Origin of the sequence: uncultured Cohaesibacter sp. (assembly GCF_963556055.3) — a bacterium.
Classification (GTDB): Bacteria; Pseudomonadota; Alphaproteobacteria; order Rhizobiales; family Cohaesibacteraceae; genus Cohaesibacter.
Map to the genome: position 1 here is coordinate 350,966 of NZ_CAUVYE020000008.1, position 19,386 is coordinate 370,351.

Annotated in this window: 17 protein-coding genes; 11 read left to right on the top strand and 6 right to left on the bottom strand. The window is 54.7% G+C overall.

The features are described from left to right. Positions 1-345: 345 nt before the first annotated feature. Complete coding sequence (gene hpf / locus ACHZB8_RS03735) at positions 346-918, top strand: ribosome hibernation-promoting factor, HPF/YfiA family (protein WP_316858778.1); 573 nt, start codon at positions 346-348, stop codon at positions 916-918. Here hpf and ACHZB8_RS03740 read toward each other — a convergent pair. Beyond that, positions 896-1,162 (bottom strand): hypothetical protein, encoded by a 267-nt coding sequence (locus ACHZB8_RS03740; protein ID WP_316858780.1) that lies wholly within the window; start codon positions 1,160-1,162, stop codon positions 896-898. The genes hpf and ACHZB8_RS03740 overlap by 23 nt on opposite strands. 9 nt (positions 1,163-1,171) lie before the next feature. On the opposite strand from ACHZB8_RS03740, the gene ptsN reads away from it, so the two are divergent. Further along, positions 1,172-1,636: a PTS IIA-like nitrogen regulatory protein PtsN gene (ptsN, locus tag ACHZB8_RS03745; protein WP_316858782.1), complete on the top strand. Its 465-nt coding sequence runs from the start codon at positions 1,172-1,174 to the stop codon at positions 1,634-1,636. Between the two features lie 153 nt (positions 1,637-1,789). Beyond that, the gene (gene chrA, locus ACHZB8_RS03750) at positions 1,790-3,124 is read left to right on the top strand and encodes a chromate efflux transporter (RefSeq protein ID WP_316858783.1); all 1,335 of its coding nucleotides are present in this window, start codon (positions 1,790-1,792) and stop codon (positions 3,122-3,124) included. Positions 3,125-3,389: 265 nt separating this feature from the next. Here the strand turns inward: chrA and ACHZB8_RS03755 are convergent, their stop codons facing one another. The 4 genes from ACHZB8_RS03755 to ACHZB8_RS03770 all read right to left on the bottom strand — a co-directional run bounded on the left by ACHZB8_RS03755 (position 3,390) and on the right by ACHZB8_RS03770 (position 5,922). Continuing rightward, positions 3,390-3,674 carry a DUF1150 family protein gene (locus ACHZB8_RS03755; protein WP_316858785.1) on the bottom strand — a complete coding sequence of 95 codons (285 nt, stop codon included), beginning with the start codon at positions 3,672-3,674 and terminating at the stop codon, positions 3,390-3,392. Positions 3,675-3,743: 69 nt separating this feature from the next. Further along, positions 3,744-4,196, bottom strand: a complete 453-nt coding sequence (locus ACHZB8_RS03760) for an Hsp20 family protein (protein ID WP_316858787.1) — start codon at positions 4,194-4,196, stop codon at positions 3,744-3,746. 329 nt (positions 4,197-4,525) lie between these two features. Next, positions 4,526-5,077 (bottom strand): L,D-transpeptidase family protein, encoded by a 552-nt coding sequence (locus ACHZB8_RS03765; RefSeq protein ID WP_316858789.1) that lies wholly within the window; start codon positions 5,075-5,077, stop codon positions 4,526-4,528. A 323-nt stretch (positions 5,078-5,400) separates the two neighbouring features. Next, the gene (locus ACHZB8_RS03770; protein WP_316858791.1) at positions 5,401-5,922 is read right to left on the bottom strand and encodes a GcrA family cell cycle regulator; all 522 of its coding nucleotides are present in this window, start codon (positions 5,920-5,922) and stop codon (positions 5,401-5,403) included. A gap of 862 nt (positions 5,923-6,784) precedes the next feature. On the opposite strand from ACHZB8_RS03770, the gene ACHZB8_RS03775 reads away from it, so the two are divergent. From ACHZB8_RS03775 to ACHZB8_RS03795, 5 genes are all read left to right on the top strand, one after another. Beyond that, positions 6,785-7,978 carry an aspartate aminotransferase family protein gene (locus ACHZB8_RS03775; RefSeq protein ID WP_316858792.1) on the top strand — a complete coding sequence of 398 codons (1,194 nt, stop codon included), beginning with the start codon at positions 6,785-6,787 and terminating at the stop codon, positions 7,976-7,978. Between the two features lie 16 nt (positions 7,979-7,994). Next, positions 7,995-8,933, top strand: a complete 939-nt coding sequence (argF, locus tag ACHZB8_RS03780) for an ornithine carbamoyltransferase (RefSeq protein ID WP_316858793.1) — start codon at positions 7,995-7,997, stop codon at positions 8,931-8,933. A 462-nt stretch (positions 8,934-9,395) separates the two neighbouring features. Continuing rightward, a complete protein-coding gene (locus ACHZB8_RS03785; protein ID WP_316858794.1) occupies positions 9,396-10,391 on the top strand; it encodes an Hsp33 family molecular chaperone in 996 nt (331 codons plus the stop codon). A gap of 414 nt (positions 10,392-10,805) precedes the next feature. Beyond that, on the top strand, positions 10,806-12,278 hold the full coding sequence (locus tag ACHZB8_RS03790) for an efflux RND transporter periplasmic adaptor subunit (protein WP_316858796.1): 1,473 nt from the start codon (positions 10,806-10,808) through the stop codon (positions 12,276-12,278). Beyond that, on the top strand, positions 12,275-15,676 hold the full coding sequence (locus tag ACHZB8_RS03795; protein ID WP_316858797.1) for an efflux RND transporter permease subunit: 3,402 nt from the start codon (positions 12,275-12,277) through the stop codon (positions 15,674-15,676). The genes ACHZB8_RS03790 and ACHZB8_RS03795 overlap by 4 nt, the downstream gene beginning before the upstream one ends. Positions 15,677-15,987: 311 nt before the next feature. On the opposite strand, the gene ACHZB8_RS03800 is transcribed toward ACHZB8_RS03795, so the two are convergent. Beyond that, complete coding sequence (locus ACHZB8_RS03800) at positions 15,988-16,734, bottom strand: SDR family NAD(P)-dependent oxidoreductase (RefSeq protein WP_394706080.1); 747 nt, start codon at positions 16,732-16,734, stop codon at positions 15,988-15,990. An 86-nt stretch (positions 16,735-16,820) separates the two neighbouring features. Between ACHZB8_RS03800 and ACHZB8_RS03805 the strand changes: the two genes are divergently transcribed. The 3 genes from ACHZB8_RS03805 (at position 16,821) to ACHZB8_RS03815 (ending at position 19,350) form a co-directional block, all read left to right on the top strand. Continuing rightward, positions 16,821-17,126, top strand: coding sequence for a hypothetical protein (locus ACHZB8_RS03805; RefSeq protein ID WP_316858799.1), 306 nt, complete (start codon positions 16,821-16,823; stop codon positions 17,124-17,126). Positions 17,127-17,358: 232 nt separating this feature from the next. Continuing rightward, on the top strand, positions 17,359-17,847 hold the full coding sequence (gene bfr / locus ACHZB8_RS03810) for a bacterioferritin (protein ID WP_316858800.1): 489 nt from the start codon (positions 17,359-17,361) through the stop codon (positions 17,845-17,847). 291 nt (positions 17,848-18,138) lie between these two features. After that, the gene (locus ACHZB8_RS03815; protein ID WP_394706116.1) at positions 18,139-19,350 is read left to right on the top strand and encodes an ABC transporter substrate-binding protein; all 1,212 of its coding nucleotides are present in this window, start codon (positions 18,139-18,141) and stop codon (positions 19,348-19,350) included. Positions 19,351-19,386 lie beyond the last annotated feature (36 nt).

Consider the following 19,386-nt stretch of genomic DNA (forward strand, 5'->3'; position numbering starts at 1 on the left):
ATTGCATGATCGCTTCTCAGTGGATAAATACGTAAAGTTCCGAATTTCGTGCCAAAGATTGTTCTGTCTTCTGGTCAAATCCCAATAAATTTGGCACACTTGAACTATGCGTGACAGACTATTCCATAGCATTGACATTTGGCTGTCTAGCGCTTATGAGGGCGCGGTTCAAAGCTGTGTTGATGCTTTGCAGGGACTGGTTCCATGCATATGGCCGACCAGGCTTCTATTGATGAAATGACGGGGCTCTTTGCGGCCTGTCACTGGTATGGCCGTAATTTCCAGCGTCATTGTTAGAGACTCTAGTCGGTCATTTCGTAGGCCCATAATCAAGTAGGGGGTTCCATGACGCTTCGTGTATCAGGCAAACAAGTTGATGTTGGCGATTCGCTCCGCGCTTATGCGGAAGATCGGGTAGCCGAAACGGTTGAAAAATATTTCGACGGCGGTTTCGGTGGTCAGATGACCTTGGAAAAGGAAGGCATCGGCTTCAAGAGTGACCTTGTACTCCATCTCGATACTGGGATGGTGATGCAGGCAAGTGGTTCTGATCCAGATGCTCAAAAAAGCTTCGACAATGCTGTTGAGCATATCGACAAGCGGCTTCGCCGGTATAAAAGACGCTTGAAAAGCCATCGTAATGATTTCCGCGAAAGCCCTGAAGCGATTGAAGTTGCCTATGGCGTTTTACAAAACCCGGCGACCCAGGATGAGGTGCCGGAAGATTTCTCGCCCGTGGTCATCGCAGAAAGCACCTCTCCAATCCGCACCTTGACGGTTGGTGATGCGGTTGTTGCCTTGGATTTGTCTGGCGAACCGGTTGTGGTCTTCCGTAATGCGGGAGATAATGCTATTAACGTCGTTTATAAACGCAAGGATGGTCATGTTGGCTGGATCAACCCGGCACTGACCAAATGATTGGAACAGGCGCCATGGCGGGAATATCTCGTCTCTGGCGCCGTTCAACTGAAGTCAAGGGCGCATTGAAGGGGACAGACTTACCCTTTGAGTAGCGCTGAGCCAACAAGGCAAGAAGCGCCGTTGGTGTTCGCTCAAGACTGACCTGCCTCAAGGGGTGAAACCCATGGGGCAGGTTGATCATTTCAAGAAACCCGAACCCTTCGTCTCGACCATCCATGTCCGTGCGAGGCGTTTGAAACATGAGAGTTTCATGGAACTGAACGATCTACTCGCTCCTGAAGCGATTGTGCCTCTGCTCAAGGCAAGCAGCAAGAAGCAGGTGATTCAGGAGTTGTCGGAGCGCGCGGCCCGGCTGACCGGTTTGCCGCAACGCCAAATCTTCGAAAAACTTCTCCAACGTGAACGACTCGGCTCGACAGGAGTGGGCCAGGGTGTGGCCATACCACACGGCAAACTGCCTGAACTGGACAAGATCCATGGAATTTTCGCTGTGCTCGACAAGCCGGTGAATTTTGAAGCGATGGACGATCAGCCTGTTGATGTCGTCTTTTTGCTGCTCGCTCCCGAAGGGGCAGGTGCAGATCATCTCAAGGCACTGGCTCGCATCGCACGGGTTTTGCGCAACGAGGATATTCTTGCCAAATTGCGAGCTGCAACCGAAGCCGACGCCATACGTGCCATTCTCTGCCATTTGCAGGAATCGGACGCAGCCTGACAGGGCAGGCATCTCCCAACCTTTTCCCCGATATTGGAATTCTTGTAATCTTATCGTCAAGATTACGGAGCATGTAGAGCAGATGCAGGGTCCGCGCAAAAGGGTGCGCGGGCTTTTGAGCAATCTGCTATCAGGGCCAAGAGGGAAAAGCCAATGCAGCCGGGTTTCAATGACAAGATGAAAGAGACAGGGCCCGGCATGCCGCCTTTCAGCGAGGCGGCCAGGGTCTGGTGGCGCATCGGCTTCTTGTCCTTTGGTGGACCCGCTGCACAAATCGCCCTGATGCATCGCGTAATCGTCGATGAAAAAACCTGGTTGACGGAGCGACAGTTTCTCAATGCGCTGTCCTTTTGCATGATGCTGCCCGGACCGGAGGCCATGCAGCTGGCCACCTATGCCGGCTGGCGATTGCACGGGGTGGCAGGCGGGTTGATGGCCGGTCTTGCCTTTGTCATTCCCGGAAGTCTTGTTATTCTTCTGCTTGCCGCGTCCTATGCCCTTTTCGGTCAGGCTCCGCTTGCCGCCTCGCTCTTCATGGGCATCAAGGCTGCGGTGCTGATCATCGTGCTCGAAGCCTTGCTGCGGGTTGCGAAAAAGGCGCTGGACGGTCTGGCTCATTGGCTGATCGCCGGCTTTGCCTTTGTTGCGCTTTTCTTCTTTCAGTTGCCCTTTCCCCTGATCATCCTGTTCGCCGCACTCTATGGCATCTGGCACGGGGAGAAGCTCGGCAAGAGGGGCGAGACCAAGGCGCACGATGATGAACTGGAAAAGACGCACACGGTGTCGCTTGGCCAAAGCCTCAAGACAGTCGGGATCTGGCTGTTCATTTGGTTCGCGCCGCTCATCCTTCTTGACTGGCTCGCTCCCATCGAGATCTTTACCTTGATCGGATATTTCTTCTCGAAACTGGCTACCGTGACTTTCGGCGGAGCCTATGCCGTGCTTGCTTATATGGCACAGGATGTTGTTGAGCTGCATGGCTGGCTCGGGGCCACAGAAATGCTTGACGGGCTCGGATTGGCCGAAACGACGCCGGGGCCGTTGATTTTGGTAACAGAATTTGTTGGCTTTCTGGCCGCCGCGCGCTCAGGTGAGGGCGTCAGCCTGTGGCTCGGACTGGCCGGAGCCCTGGTCACGCTCTGGGCGACATTTGCACCCTGTTTTCTCTGGGTCTTTGCCGGGGCTCCCTACATCGAATGGATCAGCGCCCGCCCGCGCCTGCGAGAAGCCTTGCGCGCCATTACGGCGGCAGTGGTTGGCGTCATTCTCAATCTGTCGGTCTGGTTTGGCCTGCATGTGGTGTTCGAGCGGGTCGATCAGCATGAGATTGGCCCGCTGACACTGCATGGGCCGCAACTGGAAAGCTTTAGCCCCTTTGTCTTTGCACTGACGCTCTTTGCCGGATATCTCATCCATTTCCGCAAATGGTCGATTGTCAAATGCCTTGCCGTAACGGCAGCTCTCGGCCTCTTGTGGGGGCTCGCCTGATATTGCCCATATCGCGCGTGGCGGTCTGCTCCGAAAAAAGGGGGGACTTACGGTCGGGAAAAACTGAAGAATGCAGAAAAGAGGGGAAAGCAGGACGGCAAAAGGCCGTTGCGCTGCGTAAGCACGAGTGCCTGTCTATGGTCGATGGTGTGACTGGGGGAGGCCTCCGGGGTGAGAGGAGTGCCGGTCCTTGGCGGGCTGAAACGGGGAGCCGCTCAGAACCAGCATCTTTCCATGTGATGGTCACAAGATGATCGTGAGGATGTCAATGTACGCTCACGGTCTCAATATCGTGGCGCATGGCGCTCAGTTTGACAGCGGATTCGGATCCTGCCAGCGCGATGGGTTGCCCCTGAACATCCAGTAGGGCCCACAATTCCTGATTTTGGGGAATTTCGATTTCCGGCGCTTCGGGAAACAGATCCATGACCTCTTCCATGCTCACCTGACGCACATAGGCCATACGACGCTCCAACATAATGGATTCGAGACCTTCTTCCATTTCGTCATTTTCGAACAGTTCTTCATCATACATGGCATCTGCTTTCATGTTTGGCGAACCACAGCCCCTTGGTTTACGGGAGGATGGGCAGTGATACACCTTTGGTGGAACACACGCTTATTCTTTTACGTCGATGGCTATCTTACGGACCACTTTCTCCGGTTCCGGCCGAGCCAGATCGATGGACAGAAGCCCATCTTTCAACTCGGCTCCTAGAATTTCTATGCCCTCGGCCAGCACGAAAGAGCGCTGGAACTGACGGGCCGCGATACCGCGGTGAAGATACTGGCGGCTCTGGTCATCAACCTGTCGACCGCGAATGACAAGCTGGCTTTCTTCCAGTGTCACATCAAGCTGGTCACGGGTGAAACCGGCCACGGCGAGTGTGATCCGCAAAACATCACCACCGCCTCCATTGCCCTCAAGCAATTTGCTTTCGGTTGGATCCAGTCTTTCAATATTGTAAGGGGGATATCCTTCATTCGCGCCTTTGGCGACGCGGTCAAGCACGCGCTCGACTTCATCAAAACCGAGCAGGAACGGACTTGAAAAGGCAGACATACGAGACATTGGCGGTCCTTTTCGTAAGCGACACGCGAGAGGCTTCTCGTTCTTTGAAAACAATGAAGCCAGAAGTGTAAAGCAAGTGTTAACGCCTCGGCATTGGCAAATGCTTCACGGTGAATGGCATTCATCTCACGCAATCCCGGCCATCAGCAAAAGGGGTGCCAAGACGAATCTTCGGGCCGGTTTTTCACCACGCCCTTGGCGTCGAACCTCAGCTTCAAGCATCCGACCCGATCAATATGGGGTTATTTGCACCCTGCTTCAAGTTTTTGTTCTGCCGACGCGATATTTCTTCCTGCCTTGTTGCATTTTTCCGATTGAACACACCCGCCTCAGGGTTTGATGGTGACCGATGTGCCAATGGCCACGCGAGAGAAAACATCCTCGATATCGTTGTCCGAGACGGCGATGCAGCCTGCTGTCCAGTCAAAGGGGATACTGATTGGCAGATTGAGACGTCCCCATGCATTGGGCTGACCGTGGATGAAGATGTCGCCTCCGGGGCTCACGCCCCTTGCGCGGGCTTCCCGCCTCTGGTGTGCGGTCGGATAGGTGATGCCAAGCGAAAGATGAAACTGTGAGGCCCCATTGCGCCGGTTGATCAGATACCGCCCTTCAGGCGTTTTTCCATCCCCTTCCTGTTGTTTTGGTCCTGTGGGGGACGATCCGAGCCGGATGGAATAGCGCTTCATCTCCTGTCCCTGGCGAAAAAGGATCATGCGGCGCTCGCCCTTCAAGATGACGATTTCATCGGCTCGCTCGGCAGCGGGACGCAGGCGAGGGGCCGCCGCACGCGTCTCGGATCTGACAAAACTTGCATAAACACCATATGCCATCAGCAGAAGAAGCAGGAAGGAAAAGAGCTTGATGCTGCGCACGATCATTACGGTTTGGCTCCTTGTGCAGAGGTTGCAAGGCCTTGACCCGATCAGGTTGTTCCAAATCGCGCTTGCTGCTTGCAGCAAGCGAGCATCTGGCTTCGCTTCGAGACCCCCGCGCTGCCGCCCCAACAGGCAAACAAATGAGATGAGGGCAATGCCCGCCACCGCGGCCCATTCTAGCGAAGAATTGCGTCAAAGTTGAGAGCGACATGAGGGGGGGCTGGCTCGGCGAAAAGACGGATGCTAAGCAAAGAAAAAGCCGCCCCGAACTGGAACGGCCTTTCTTGAAAATCGTGTCGGCGGTGAAGGTGTCTTCTCTTGAATTCCTACCCTGCTTTTCTGGCCCGACGACGGTCCGCACCCGTCTGATAGGCAATTTCAGAGTGATATTTGCAATAGGGGGATCCTGCTTCGGATTTGCACCCGCAGAAATGGAAGTCGGCATCACCAGGATCACCAATCGGCCACTTGCAGGTATTTTCTGTCAAGCTCAGGATCGTCGCCCGCTTGGAGATGGGGACAACAACAGCATCCAGTTCCGGATTTGCTTCGGCCTTGGGTTTTGGTGTCGGTTGTGGCCGGGCGTCAGCTTTGAGCGCGGTTGCGCCTACGGTTGGAGCCGCAGACCCGCTGCTGGGACGTGCTGGACGGCTCGACTGGCTGCGCGGACGTCTGGCCCGGGGAGCTGTCGTTGTCGTTTTTGCGCGTCCGGACAAGCCGAGACGATGGACTTTCCCGATTACCGCATTTCGGGTTACGCCGCCAAGTTCTGCCGCGACCTGGCTGGCACTGAGCCCTTCGGCCCAAAGTTTTTTTAGTAGTTCAACGCGTTCGTCAGTCCAAGACATTTAATAAGCCTCCGTCTAGACTGTTACAGAAGGCAAACCAAACGCCGCAATTGGTTGTGTACACACAACCAAAGGTTTGACCTTCTTCAGTGGATTTTCATTTTGCCGCACGATTTATATTTCGTTAATAATTTGTAAACTATATTAAGCGGCGACTCCTCTGCAACAGCAGGTAGGCGGGAATTGGCCCTTTTCCCCAGAAATCCGAATCAAAGATTGTCCAGAAATTGCTTGACAATGATTTTCTTGATTTATCCAGACCGAATTGTTGATTATGTGTGGAAAACCTGTTGTTAAGCCTTGCATAACAACCAGCTGCATGGGGCGCAATGGGTTTGCCACGAGCAGTTGTCATTCGCTGTGAGCTGGTCTGTTCATGACTGGGCGCTGCACCAGTTTTGAGCATATTTTTCGTGCATCTGGTGTGAAACAGACACGGCAGGTGGTCCCTTCCTGCGTCTTTATCCTTAACGATCAGTTCATCATTTTGGGAGCGAAAAGGCCAGCTTTTTGATCCTCAAATTGTACCAATTGCGAAATCCTTCGCTGCTGTGTTTGATCGAGAAACATATTATTTTGTGGATTTGTGTATTAAACGCATAATATTTTGAATGTTTGCCGCGCGAAATGATTGACAAATGCCATGTCCTCTTGCAAAAGAGAGACCTTCGCCAGCCGCCGTTGGGGCGGCTTTTTTTGTTGCGTTTCCGCCATTCCCGGCCTTGTTTGAAAGATCTCATGTGCCGGTCTGGGATGAGGGAAAAGAGGATATCGCGCACTCCGGACGCATGGTGCGGAGCTGGAACAAGGGCGCAATGTCCATATTTAAGGAGATCTTTGTCTTGGGACGAGGATGAATAAGATGACCGACTCTTCGCTGTATGCCACCTATGCACGGGCTGACCTGAAATTCGAAAAGGGGGAAGGCGCTTGGCTTACAACGCAGGATAATCGACGATTCCTTGACTTTGCCGCCGGAATTGCAGTGAACAGTCTCGGTCATGCCCATCCACATCTGGTTGAGGCGCTCAAGGCACAGGCAGAAAAGCTCTGGCACGTCTCCAATCTTTATGACATTCCCGGCCAGCATCAGCTTGCAGAGCGGCTTTGTGCGGCCACTTTTGCCGACAAGGTCTTCTTCACCAATTCCGGTGCTGAAGCTGTGGAATGTGCTGTGAAAACCGCACGGCGATATCATTATGACTGTGGTCATCCCGAAAAATCCACAGTCCTGACCTTCTCCGGTGCTTTCCATGGTCGGACCCTGGGCATGATCGCGGCCGGTGGACAGGAAAAATATCTTGAAGGCTTCGGACCAAAGGCTCCGGGTTTCATAACCCTGACCAGTCTGGACATTGATTTGGTGAAACAATCGATCAATGAAGAAACCGCAGCAATCCTTATAGAACCGATCCAGGGCGAAGGCGGAATTCGGGAAATTGTGCCGGCCTTCCTAAAAGCCCTTCGGGATTTGTGCGATGAGTCCGACATTCTGTTAATTCTCGATGAGGTGCAGACCGGTGTCGGACGAACGGGCCACCTTTTCGCCCATGAAGAAGCGGGCATAAAACCTGATATCATGGCCATTGCGAAAGGCATCGGTGGCGGATTTCCCATGGGTGCCTGCCTTGCAACCGAGAAGGTTGCAAAAGCGATGATACCTGGCACACATGGCTCAACCTATGGTGGCAACCCTCTGGCCATGGCTGTAGGGAATGCGGTTCTTGATGTGGTGCTGGAAGACGGGTTTCTGGACCATGTTGCCAAAATGGGCCTCGTTCTGAAGCAGCGCCTTGCCGCATTGAAGGACGCTTATCCCGATTATATCGAGGAAATCAGAGGCCGGGGGCTGCTTCTGGGCCTCAAATTGTCAATGCCACCAGCAGAACTGATCAACGCGTGCCGGGCAGAAGGTCTGTTGACCGTAGGAGCCGGAGACAATGTTCTGCGCCTGGCGCCACCTCTGATCATTGATCAGGAAGAAATTGATTTTGCACTCAGGGCTTTGGAGCATGCTTTGGACAAGCTGGTCGCTGCGAAGCAGGAAAGCCACTAAAAGGGGACAGCAAACCATGTCAGACAGCACCATTCGCCATTTTCTTGACTTGGAAAAGCAACAGACCGAAACGCTTAAGGAAATTCTTGCAACCGCCCATTCGATCAAGGACGCCCGCAAGACCTCCCGCATGACCAATATCTTGCAGGACAAGGTCGTTGCACTGGTCTTTGACAAACCTTCAACGCGCACCCGCGTATCTTTCGATGTCGGCGTGAGGGAACTGGGCGGCATGCCGATGATGTTGACCGGGGCGGAAATGCAACTGGGCCGCGGCGAGAGCATTCCCGATACAGCACGTGTCCTGTCCCGTTTCATCGATGCCATCATGATCCGTATTCTCGATCATCATGCGGTCGAGGAACTGGCCGAATATGCCACGGTTCCCGTCATCAACGGTCTTACCTATTATTCCCATCCCTGCCAGATCATGGCCGACATCATGACCTATGAGGAGCATCGCGGCTCCCTGAATGGCAAGACGGTCACCTGGGTTGGCGACTATAACAATGTGCTGACTTCCTGGCTGCATGCCGCCGAGCATTTCGACTTCACCATGCGGATTGCCGTGCCGGAAGAACTGATGACGGATTTCTCCGTGATTGATCGCCTCCGCAGCCGTGGCGTGCGCATTGAGATGTGTGATCGTGCCGAGGATGCCGCCGATCAGTCCGACCTCATCATCACCGACACCTGGGTCTCGATGGGCGATGAAGATGCCGAGCATCGTCACAATCTTCTCAAACCCTATCAGGTCAATGACCGGCTTATGGGGCTTGCCCACGACGATGCCCTCTTCATGCATTGTCTGCCCGCCCATCGCGGCGAAGAGGTGACCGATGATGTCATGGACGGTCCTCAGTCGGTGGTCTTCGATGAAGCAGAAAACCGTCTGCATGCGCAAAAGGGCATTATGGCCTGGTGCTTCCATCAGGCCAACAGCGATATAAAATAGGGTGGCATTTGAAGATCGGTCGCTTTCCCGAAGGGGGAGTGCGACCGGCCTGCCAATCACAGCCCGCTCTTTGTGGTCTCCTCCTGCAAGGCCATTCAATCTTTGACAACAGGGTGCCTGCTTGGCGCCCAGTTTTCGGGCGTTGACCGAAAGGCCGGTCCGGCCGGAAAAGCCCGGACCTTGACGCAAGGCCAGACAAGACCAATATGGGCAGGAGCCGCAAGAGCCTTTCCCGCCCTGAGACGGGCGATATGGGATGGGCTCTGCACCAAACATGATCAGAGATCTGATCCTGTGAGAAAATGCACATGATCAGCTTTCGTCCGCTTGCCCTTTGCCTTTATTCTTGTCCCGACTTCTGCTAGGGATCGCCCCAAAATTCCAAAAGGCCAGAAACGGCTTTCCGGCTAGCTTCCGCCATTGTGGAGGCAGAGAGAGCAGCGCTTTAAGAAAGTGAGCCTGATGTCTGAACTGAATTCGTCCCAAGTCTCCCTGGACCGCGTCCTTCCCTTTCAGGTCGATGGGCTGGATGTGCGTGGCCGCATGGTCCAGCTCAACAAGACCATAACCGCCATCATCGAGCGGCATGATTATCCCGATGCGGTCAATCGCCTGCTTGCCGAAGCGATTGCCCTGACGGCCCTTTTGGGCTCGTCGCTGAAATTCGAAGGCAAGCTCATTTTGCAGGTCCAGTCCAAGGGCGCGGTGAATATGCTGGTGGTCGACTATACCGCCCCCGATGCCGTCAGGGCCTATGTTCGCTTTGATGCAGACGCGCTCGAGCAGCATGTCGCCAGGGGCGAGACCAAGCCCGAGCAGCTTTTCGGCGAGGGTCATCTGGTGATGACCATTGATCAGGGGCGATACATGAACCGCTATCAGGGTGTTGTTGTTCTCGATGGCAAAAGCCTTGAGGAAGCAGCCCACAGCTATTTCATGCAGTCCGAACAGCTGCCGACCCGCGTTCGCCTTGCGGCAACCGAAATGGTCACGCGTCAGGAGGATGGCAGTCCGAAAACCGAATGGCTCGCAGGTGGTTTGCTGGTCCAGTATCTGCCTCATTCAAGCGAGGATATTCCACACCGTGACCTGCATCCGGGTGATCATCCGGATCCGGATATGCAAAAGATCCATCACGTGACCGAAGCGGACGCATGGCGTGAATGCGAAGCGCTGGTCAACACCATTGATGACCATGAGCTGACGGATCCCTCTGTCTCTGCCGAGCTGTTGCTCTATCGACTCTTTCACGAAAACGGACCACGGGTTTTCGAGGAAATGCCAATCCATGACCGGTGCAATTGCAGCCGCGAGCGCATCGGAGAGATGTTCGGCACCTTCAAGGCCGAGGATGTCGAAGAGATGATTGTCGATGGCAAGATCAAAGTCACATGCGAATTTTGCAGCGCCCGATATGAATTCGAACCTGCCGAGGTGCTTGCTTCTGCCAAGGACTGATAGCGAGCCGATCATCTGTGACACCAGGCAAAAGGCCATCCCGGAGACGGGGTGGCCTTTTTGGTCAAGGGGGCTGTTTGCATCCCGGTTGGAACATTAAAAATTGGCAATCTTCTTGCGTGTTTGGGATTGCAGTGCACTGAAAGAGAAACGCCTTTTGAGTATGGAATTTAGAACCATTTGAAATGTAAGGCCAAATATGCGTTGCGACAGCGCTCGCACACGCAGAACAGTTCTGACAGAACCAGCAGGACAATTCTGTAGCGCTACTGAAAAGTGACAAGTCTTTCATTGGTAACCCGGCATTCTTTGACTATATTGCCCTTATCTGGCGAGATGGGGCCAATAGGTGTTTGATATTTGAAAAATCTGAATGCGTGAGTCAGCGACGGCTGAAAAGGTGGACCAGTAAGAATGAAGCATCAAGGCGAGGATCAAGGTGGCCCGCACGCTCCTAGCGAGGCGTCGTCAGACAGCAATGAGCAAAAAGGCGCAGCGCCACAAGCGTCCGCAAGGCGCAGTGAGTTCCATATCGCAACTGTCTTGCGCGGAATTCTGAAACTGGTGGTTCCGTTACTGGTCATCACTGCGGTGTCTTTTGCGACCTGGAAGATTGTCGCCACAAAACCCGACGTCAACCGCCGTCCGCCGCGCGAGAAAACATATGCGGTTGAAGTGAAGTTGGCAGAGCCCGGAGCCCTGCAACCCGATATCGGTCTTTTCGGCACGGTATCGGCTGCCCGAACGGTGGATTTGCGTGCGCTGGTCAGCGGTCAGGTGGTTTGGGTCAATCCCTCTCTTCTCGAGGGGCATCTGATCGAGCAGAATGATCCCCTGGTTCGCATCGATCCATTCGAATATCAGGGAAGCTTGCGTGAGGCCAAAGCCAACCTGTCCGAGGCCAGAGCCCAGCTTCTGGCGAGCAAGGTCAATCTTGACAGCGATGAGGCCACGCTCAAGCGGCTCGAGGAGCAACTCGAAATCGCGACCAATGATCTGGACCGCGCCGAAACCCTGCTGCAAAAGGGCAGCCTCACACGGCAGACCTTCGAAAGCCGCAAGCTGATCGTCTCCCAGAGACAACAGACCGCAGAAAGCACGCGTTTCAATCTGCAAGTCCTGAAAGCCCAGATCAAGCAGCAAGAGGCCAACATTGATCGGCTCGAATGGCGGGTTGAACAAGCGCAGCACAATCTCGACAACACCGCGCTGAATGCCCCGTTTACCGGCCTTGTGCAATCAAAATCCGTGGCAGTCGGACGCAATGTTTCGGCCAGCGACACACTTGTCTCCCTGTATGATCCGCAACAAATGGATGTGCGTTTCACCCTGTCTGACGCGCAATATGGGCGTCTGATTTCTGATGATGCAAATCTGATAGGCCGAAAGGTAAGGGTCAACTGGCAGTTGGGAGATCTGGTCAGGAGCAATGCCGCAACCATCACACGGGTGACACCGGAGGTGAACGCGGCCAATGGCGGGGTCGAGGTCTATGCTCGCATCATGGCCAATTCGGAGCTGCGCACCGGGACTTTTGTGGAGATCATTGTGCCGGACAAGGTCTATGACAATGCGATCTCCATTCCCCAGGCCGCGATCTATAACGGCGACAGGGTCTATATCAATGAAAAGGGCCGCATGGCACCGCGACAAATCAAGGTTCTCGCCTATCTTGGCGACACGGCCCTGATCGACGGAGCCGGAATCGCGCCGGGTGCGGAGATTGTCACCACGCGCATTGCCGAAGCCGGACCCGGCCTCAAGCTCGTGATCCCCGGCGCTGATGGAGGACCAACCGAACCGCAGGACCGTGAGTCCTCGGCTGCTTCCGAGAAAATGTCTGGTGGTCGGCCCGCTGATCGGAAACGACAAGGGGCAGCCCAATGAGCCGGTTTGAGACCCAGAACAAGGGGGGAGTGGTCGCCTTCTTTGTCCATCATCCCAACGCCGCCAACCTGCTGATGATCATGTTGCTGGTCGCCGGGCTCTTTTCGCTTTCGCGCATGAACAGTCAGTTCTTTCCGACCATCGACTCCGACACGATTGAAATCTCAGTCAAGTGGAACGGTGCCAGCGCAGAGGATGTCGAGGCCAACATTCTCGAACTGATCGAGCCGAAAGTGCGTTTTGTCGATGGCGTCGATCAGGTCCAGTCCTTTGCGCGGGAAGGCTCTGCCATGATCGTGCTGGAGTTCAAGCCGGGCACCAATATGCAGCAGGCTCTGCGCGATGTGGAATCCAATGTCGATACCGTCACCTCGCTACCCGATCTTGCAGACGATCCCTCGATTGCCTACCGCCAGTTCCGCGATGACGTGAGCCGATTGATCCTGTCAGGTCCTTTCGATGAAGCCGCCTTGAGGCAATTTGCCAAGGAAATGCGGGATGATCTCATTGACAGGGGGATCGATACGGTCGACTTCACGGGCTTGCGAGACGAGCAGTTCTATGTCGGTCTGCGTGACTATGATCTTCGCCGGTTGGGGTTGACCATAGAAGATATCTCCAACCAGATTGCCATGAACAGCCGCGACTTGCCATCGGGTACGGTCAAGGATGGCGTCGAGAAACAGATCCGTACCCTGGCGGCAGAGGAAACCCCCGAAAGCCTTTCAGGCGTCAAGATCAAGTCCCAGATCGATGGCTCAAGCGTTAACCTCAACGACATTGCACGGATCGAGCGTCGTCTCAATCCCGATCAGGTCCGGGGCTTTCTGCAAGGCGAGTCCGCAATTCAGCTGATTGTCAAGCGAGCCCCCACGGAAGACTCTCTTGAAGCATCGGCAATCGTTGACGACTATCTCAAATCGATTGAAGGCGTCTATCCGCCAACCTTGAAGATCACCCAGTATGATGCCTTGGCCGAAGCTCTGGTCGAACGCATCCTGCTTCTTGTCAAGAATGCGGTGTCCGGTCTCATCATTGTCATGGTGATCCTGTCGCTGTTCCTGAATTTGCGCACGGCCCTGTGGGTCACCGCAGGCATTCCCATCTCGATGCTGGCTTCCTGTGTGGTGCTCTTGATGCTTGGGCAGACGATCAACATGATGTCGATCTTCTCCTACATCATGATGCTTGGGGTGATTGTGGACGATGCCATTGTCGTGGGCGAGGAGACGACTACGCGCTATCAGGCTGGCGAGCCGGGTGCTGTTGCCGCGCAGGGCGGCGGCAGCAGAATGCTGCTTCCCGTGGCTGCGGCCTCTCTGACCACGATTGCCGCCTTTTCTCCCATCCTGATGATCGGTGGCGTCATCGGTCAGATGATGAGCATTTTGCCCATCGTGGTGATTGCAGTGCTGGTTGCCAGCTTCATCGAGTGCTTTTTCATCCTGCCCGGCCATTTGGCCCACTCCATGACGCCGGGCCATCATGTCGGCTGGAATGTCAAACGGGTGATCGGCGTCGGGCTGGTCATCGCCTTGCCTCTTATTCTGTTCTACAGCTTGTCCGAAGATCTTGTCGCCAAATTTGCTGGCGCGACAGAAGTGATCTGGCGGGCACTGCATGACTGGCTCGATGAGGGGGGAGCGACCCCCATGTTGGTCTTTGTCGCGCTTGCCTTTGCTGCTGCTGCGCTTATCGAATATTTCCGGTATCGGGGCGAGCCGAAGGGAAAAGGCCGCTCCCACTCCGCCCATTTGAAGGAAAGCGCATTCCGGCGCGGATTTGACAGGCTCTTTGCCGCCTTTCGTGATGGCCCGTTTCGCTGGCTGGTGACCGTATCCTATAATTGGCGTTACACCACTTTGGCGATTTGCGTATCCTCCATGGTGCTGGCTGGCGGGTTGATCGCCGGTGGCCGGATCGGGTTCGTTTTCTTCCCTACGGCGGAATCTGAGACGATCACCATCGCGCTCACATTCAATGTCGGCATTCTGGAAGAGGATGCGGTCGACATTCTCGAAAAGGTCGACAAGATCGTCTATGAAACCGAGAGCGAAGTGGGCAAGGGGGAAAAGCTGGTCGTGGCATCCTTCGCTACGCTTGGCAGCTCTGGCCGAACCACCGCCGACAATGTCGCATCCCTGCGCCTGCGTCTGACCGCTTCGGAAAGACGAACAGTCCGCACCAGTAGCTTCATGAAAGCGCTCAATCGCAACATGCCTCAACTGGCCGGTCTCAAGCGCATCGCCATAAGGGGCCAGCGGGCCGGCCCTCCCGGTGCCGATCTCGATATCCGCCTGACCGATGCCAAGACCGAGACCCTCAAGATGGCATCGCTAGAATTGCAGGAACGCCTGTCCGCTTTCCCCGGAGTAAGCGAGCTTGATGACAACATGCCCTATGGCAAGCCCGAGCTGGCGCTCGAACTGACCCAGCGCGGACGTAGCCTTGGGTTCACGGCCCAGTCGATCGGCGAGCAGATCCGGGATCTGGTCGAGGGACGCATTGCGCGCAAGTTGGCCATTCTGGATGAAGAGGTCGAGATCCAGCTGCAACAGCTGACGCGCAAGGATCGCGACAGTCTGCGCTCCCTGTGGCTCAAAAGCCCTCAGAACACCTATGTTCCATTGACCGAAATCGTCACCTTCAGTGATCGGCAGGGCTTTTCCTCAATCCAGCGTTACGATGGCAAGACCACCATTTCGGTGACCGCCGATGTCGACGCGTCCGTTGTGACGGCAACCGAGCTGGTCGCCGAACTCGATCAGGCCCTGTTGCCTGAAATTGCCAGCAAATACGGGATCAATTATCGCTTCTCGGGTCGGGACGAGGAAAGACAGGATGCCTTTGGCGATCTGCGCACGGGGGCTCTGATTGCCCTTGCTGCGATCTATATCATTCTTGCCTGGGTCTTTGCCTCCTATTTGCGCCCCTTCGCCATCATGATGATCATCCCCTTCGGTTTTGTCGGAGCTGTCTTCGGGCATTATCTGCTGGGCTACAATCTGACAATCCTGTCCATGATCGGGCTGCTTGGTCTTGCCGGGATCCTCGTCAATGACTCGCTCATTCTTGTCAGCCGTCTCGATGAACGTCTCGCCCACGGGGAAGCCTTGAAAAAGGCGGCCATCGGTGCAAGTTGTGATCGTTTGCGCGCGGTGCTGCTAACGTCGCTGACGACAATCGGCGGTCTTGCTCCCATGCTTTTCGAAAGCTCGCCTCAGGCCCAGTTCCTCAAGCCGATGGCGGCAACGATGATTTTTGGCCTGTCGGTGGCAACGCTATTCGTGCTGTTTCTTGTGCCGACCCTGTTTGGCATCGGAAGCGATCTCAGGCGCGGGGTCCTGTGGCTGCTATATGGCAGGCGCGACACCGCATCACGACATCCGGCTGAATGACCTTCGCAACAAGAATTGGGGGCCATGACATGTCATGACCCCCACCGCTGGTGCAGCAAAATGGCCTCCTGAAACGGGTGATTTTGCTCCGCATTGAACATTGTGGGGACATTCATCAATGCGATCCAGCGCGACCATCCATCAATTAGAACTATGATAAATATCGTAATTATTAACCATGTAAAAGCACCTAATTAGTTCAAGTTTTATTATAACATAAAACCAGATCCATGCCGGTGCTCCATGCCTGTGCTCCATGCCTGTGCTCCGATGCCTGTGTCCGTAGGCATCAGCTCCAGAGGCGGAGCCAATCAGACATGCTGTCCGCCATTGATATGGATCTCCGAGCCCGAGACGTAGGAACTGGCATCCGAGCACAGATAGTGGATGGTATCGGCCACCTCGGAAGGTTGGCCGAGCCTGTGCAAGGGGATGGTTTCAACGATCTTTTCCGTTCCTGGCGAAAGAATGGATGTATCGATCTCTCCCGGAGCAATAGCATTCACCCGAATGCCATAGGGCCCGAAATCCGCAGCCATTTCCCGCGTCAACGCCGCGAGCGCTGCCTTGGATGTTGCATAGGCTGAGCCAGCAAACGGGTGCACGCGCATGCCCGCGATGGACGTCACATTGACGATGGACCCCTGAGCCGCCTTGAGTTCATCAAACAGGCCCCGCGCCAGCATGATCGGTGCAAAGAAGTTGACCGCAAAAACCTGTTGCCACAGCTCAAGCGGCGTATGGACGCTGTCAAGGCGTTGACCTTCTTCGTTTTTGGGACTGATGGCGGCATTGTTGACCAGAGCATGGAGCTGTCCTCCATGTTCTGCGAGTCGCTGTTTGACCACAGCGATGGCCGTATCAATGGTTTCCGGGTTGGAGAGATCCACCTGAATATGGTTCTCGCCTCCCATCGGCCATGGGCAACGACCCGAAAAAGCCTGCCGCGAGCAACTGAGCACCCTCCATCCGGCTTCTGAAAAGCGTTTGACGGTTGCATGGCCAATACCACGGCTCGCACCGGTCAGCAGAAGTGTTTTACGCATCGGATCATCCATCGCTTGAGCTGTTTTTATGAAGATATGGTGCCGTTGCCTATTTGCCAATGGCAGACCGACTATATATATGAGATATGAACTCAACAATGGCTGAAGCAACCAGAGGACGCCCGCATTTCATGATCATCTGTCACTGCAACAAAATCACGGACAAGGAAATCTTGGAGATTGCAGAAACGCTCGCTGAAGAAAGTCCGGACAAGCCAATCCGGTCCAACCAGATCTACCGGGGGCGGGGATGCCGAGCAAAATGCGGATGTTGCCGACCCTTGATCGAGGCCACTCTGCTGAAGAACGGTTACGATGTCGCCGTCGCCGAACGCGATGAAATGGAAAGGGTGCGCGAGCGCAAATTTCATGGGTCCCCCAACAGCTGTCCGGGGTTTTCCTGATTATATCGGATGGTTCAGTCGCCCATTTCATGTTAAATCTAACAATCTTTTCCGGTTGGCCTTGACGTATTTATCATCTGTACTTAATTTAGAATCGTTCTAATTTAATTGGTGGCGGATCAGTCCCGAGTTTCGGGATTCGATCAAATCATCGCCATGTGGGAAGGACCAGGATCTCCGAGTTTCGGCAGATTCAACATCGCTTCACCAAATCTCATTGAAGAGGATTATCATGAAGGGTAACGAGAAAGTCATTGAATATCTCAACAAGGGTCTGCGCAGTGAACTGACCGCAGTCAACCAGTATTGGCTGCATTATCGTTTGCTCGATGATTGGGGCTTTTCCAAAATGGCCGCCAAATGGCGCGCTGAATCCATTGAGGAAATGCAGCATGCGGACAAGTTCATCGAGCGCATCCTGTTCCTCGAAGGACATCCAAATCTTCAGCATCTTGACCCGTTGAAGATCGGCCAGGGCATCAGGGAAATCCTGCAAAGCGACCTAGAAGGCGAACAGGACGCCCGCGCCCTCTACAAGGAAGGCCGCGATGTCTGCCACGAGGCTGGCGACTATATCAGCATGAAATTGTTCGAGGAATTGATGGCGGACGAAGAAGGCCACATCGATTATCTGGAAACCCAGCTGAACCTGTTTGATACGCTTGGCAAGGAAAACTATGCCCAGCTTCAGGCGGGAGATGCAGGGGCAGCCGAAGACTAGGATGCTCTGAACGCGCGTGACAAGACATTGGAAAGGCTCCGTATCCTTGGAATGGCTGCGGAGCCTTTCCTTTTCCATGATCGACAGCATACTCCTGTCATTCTCGATGATGTGAACAGACATGTGCCAATGCTCAACCAGTTGTGAATTGACCGTGTAAGCAAAGAGCTGAAACAAAGAGCCCGTAAAAAACCGATCATGTTCCAAAAACCACAAGAAGGAAGCGTCATGCCTATGAGACGGAAAGCAGACAACGGCCGCAAAAAGAAACCGTCAAGAGCCACAAATCTGATGCGTCTCGCTCTGTCTGGCCTTGTTGCCGGGCTCGCCTTGCCCGCAGTGGCCATGTCCGGTGAACTGGATGTCAGGGACTGGCCGTCCGTGCTTGAAAAGGCCAGGGGACAAACCGTCTATTTCCACGCCTGGGGCGGTGGAGAGCGCATCAACGCCTATATCGACTGGGCTGGCAAGGAGCTTTCCAGACGTCACGGCATCACGCTCAAGCATGTCAAGGTGAGTGATACCGCCAATGTGGTCTCCCAGATCATTGCGGAAAAGGCGGCGGGCAAGCAAACTGGCGGCTCGGTTGATCTGGTCTGGATCAACGGTGAAAATTTCGCGTCTCTCAAGGAAAAGGGCTTGCTCCTGCCCATGAGCTGGGCGCCCGATCTGCCCAATTATCGCTTTGCCGATATTGCAGGCAAACCCACGCTGACAACCGACTTCACGGTCCCGACCGATGGGCTTGAAAGCCCATGGGGCATGGCGCAATTGTCCTTTTATTATGATAGTGCCATTACCAGCGATTTGCCCCGATCCGCCACGGAGCTGCTTGACTGGGCCAAGACGCATCCCGGACGTTTTGCCTATCCCAAGCCGCCCGATTTTCTCGGCTCGACCTTCCTCAAACAGGTGGCGTTGGAACTGGCCCCTGATCCGTCCTTGTTGGCAAAGCCTGCCACGGATGAACGTTACAAGCAAGTGGCGGACAAGCTGTTTGCCTATCTCGACGCCTTGCACCCGTATCTCTGGCGCAAGGCCAAGGCCTTTCCCGATAATGTCTCCAGCCTGAAAAACCTGCTAGCTGATGGCGAAACCGAAATCGCCTTTACCTTCAATCCGTCTGATGCTTCCGCAGCCATCGCCAATCAGGAGCTACCTGATACGGTGCGTTCCTTCAGTTTTGAGATGGGGACCATTGGCAATAGCCATTTCGTGGCCATTCCCTTCAATGCCAATGCCAGGGAAGGTGCGTTGGTGCTCGCCGATTTCCTCCTTTCGCCCGAAGCGCAGGCCCGCAAGCAGGATCCTGCCATTTGGGGGGATCCGACCGTTCTCGACCTTGACAGTCTTGACGAAGCTGACAAGGCACGCTTCGATGGGCTTGATCTCGGAGTTGCAACTCTGAAGCCTGACGAGATTGGCCCGAGCCTGCCCGAGCCACATGCCTCATGGATGGAACGGCTTGAGAAAGACTGGACGACACGATACGGCGTTCAGTAGGGTTGCATTATCACTGTCTGCTTCTGGCGCGCATGC

Bases quoted from the DNA above. Each gene is read 5' to 3' on its own strand.
- hpf (WP_316858778.1), top strand. From the start codon at position 346: ATGACGCTTCGTGTATCAGGCAAACAAGTTGATGTTGGCGATTCGCTC.
- ACHZB8_RS03740 (WP_316858780.1), bottom strand. From the start codon at position 1,162: ATGTTTCAAACGCCTCGCACGGACATGGATGGTCGAGACGAAGGGTTC.
- ptsN (WP_316858782.1), top strand. From the start codon at position 1,172: ATGGAACTGAACGATCTACTCGCTCCTGAAGCGATTGTGCCTCTGCTC.
- chrA (WP_316858783.1), top strand. From the start codon at position 1,790: ATGCAGCCGGGTTTCAATGACAAGATGAAAGAGACAGGGCCCGGCATG.
- ACHZB8_RS03755 (WP_316858785.1), bottom strand. From the start codon at position 3,674: ATGAAAGCAGATGCCATGTATGATGAAGAACTGTTCGAAAATGACGAA.
- ACHZB8_RS03760 (WP_316858787.1), bottom strand. From the start codon at position 4,196: ATGTCTCGTATGTCTGCCTTTTCAAGTCCGTTCCTGCTCGGTTTTGAT.
- ACHZB8_RS03765 (WP_316858789.1), bottom strand. From the start codon at position 5,077: ATGATCGTGCGCAGCATCAAGCTCTTTTCCTTCCTGCTTCTTCTGCTG.
- ACHZB8_RS03770 (WP_316858791.1), bottom strand. From the start codon at position 5,922: ATGTCTTGGACTGACGAACGCGTTGAACTACTAAAAAAACTTTGGGCC.
- ACHZB8_RS03775 (WP_316858792.1), top strand. From the start codon at position 6,785: ATGACCGACTCTTCGCTGTATGCCACCTATGCACGGGCTGACCTGAAA.
- argF (WP_316858793.1), top strand. From the start codon at position 7,995: ATGTCAGACAGCACCATTCGCCATTTTCTTGACTTGGAAAAGCAACAG.
- ACHZB8_RS03785 (WP_316858794.1), top strand. From the start codon at position 9,396: ATGTCTGAACTGAATTCGTCCCAAGTCTCCCTGGACCGCGTCCTTCCC.
- ACHZB8_RS03790 (WP_316858796.1), top strand. From the start codon at position 10,806: ATGAAGCATCAAGGCGAGGATCAAGGTGGCCCGCACGCTCCTAGCGAG.
- ACHZB8_RS03795 (WP_316858797.1), top strand. From the start codon at position 12,275: ATGAGCCGGTTTGAGACCCAGAACAAGGGGGGAGTGGTCGCCTTCTTT.
- ACHZB8_RS03800 (WP_394706080.1), bottom strand. From the start codon at position 16,734: ATGGATGATCCGATGCGTAAAACACTTCTGCTGACCGGTGCGAGCCGT.
- ACHZB8_RS03805 (WP_316858799.1), top strand. From the start codon at position 16,821: ATGGCTGAAGCAACCAGAGGACGCCCGCATTTCATGATCATCTGTCAC.
- bfr (WP_316858800.1), top strand. From the start codon at position 17,359: ATGAAGGGTAACGAGAAAGTCATTGAATATCTCAACAAGGGTCTGCGC.
- ACHZB8_RS03815 (WP_394706116.1), top strand. From the start codon at position 18,139: ATGCGTCTCGCTCTGTCTGGCCTTGTTGCCGGGCTCGCCTTGCCCGCA.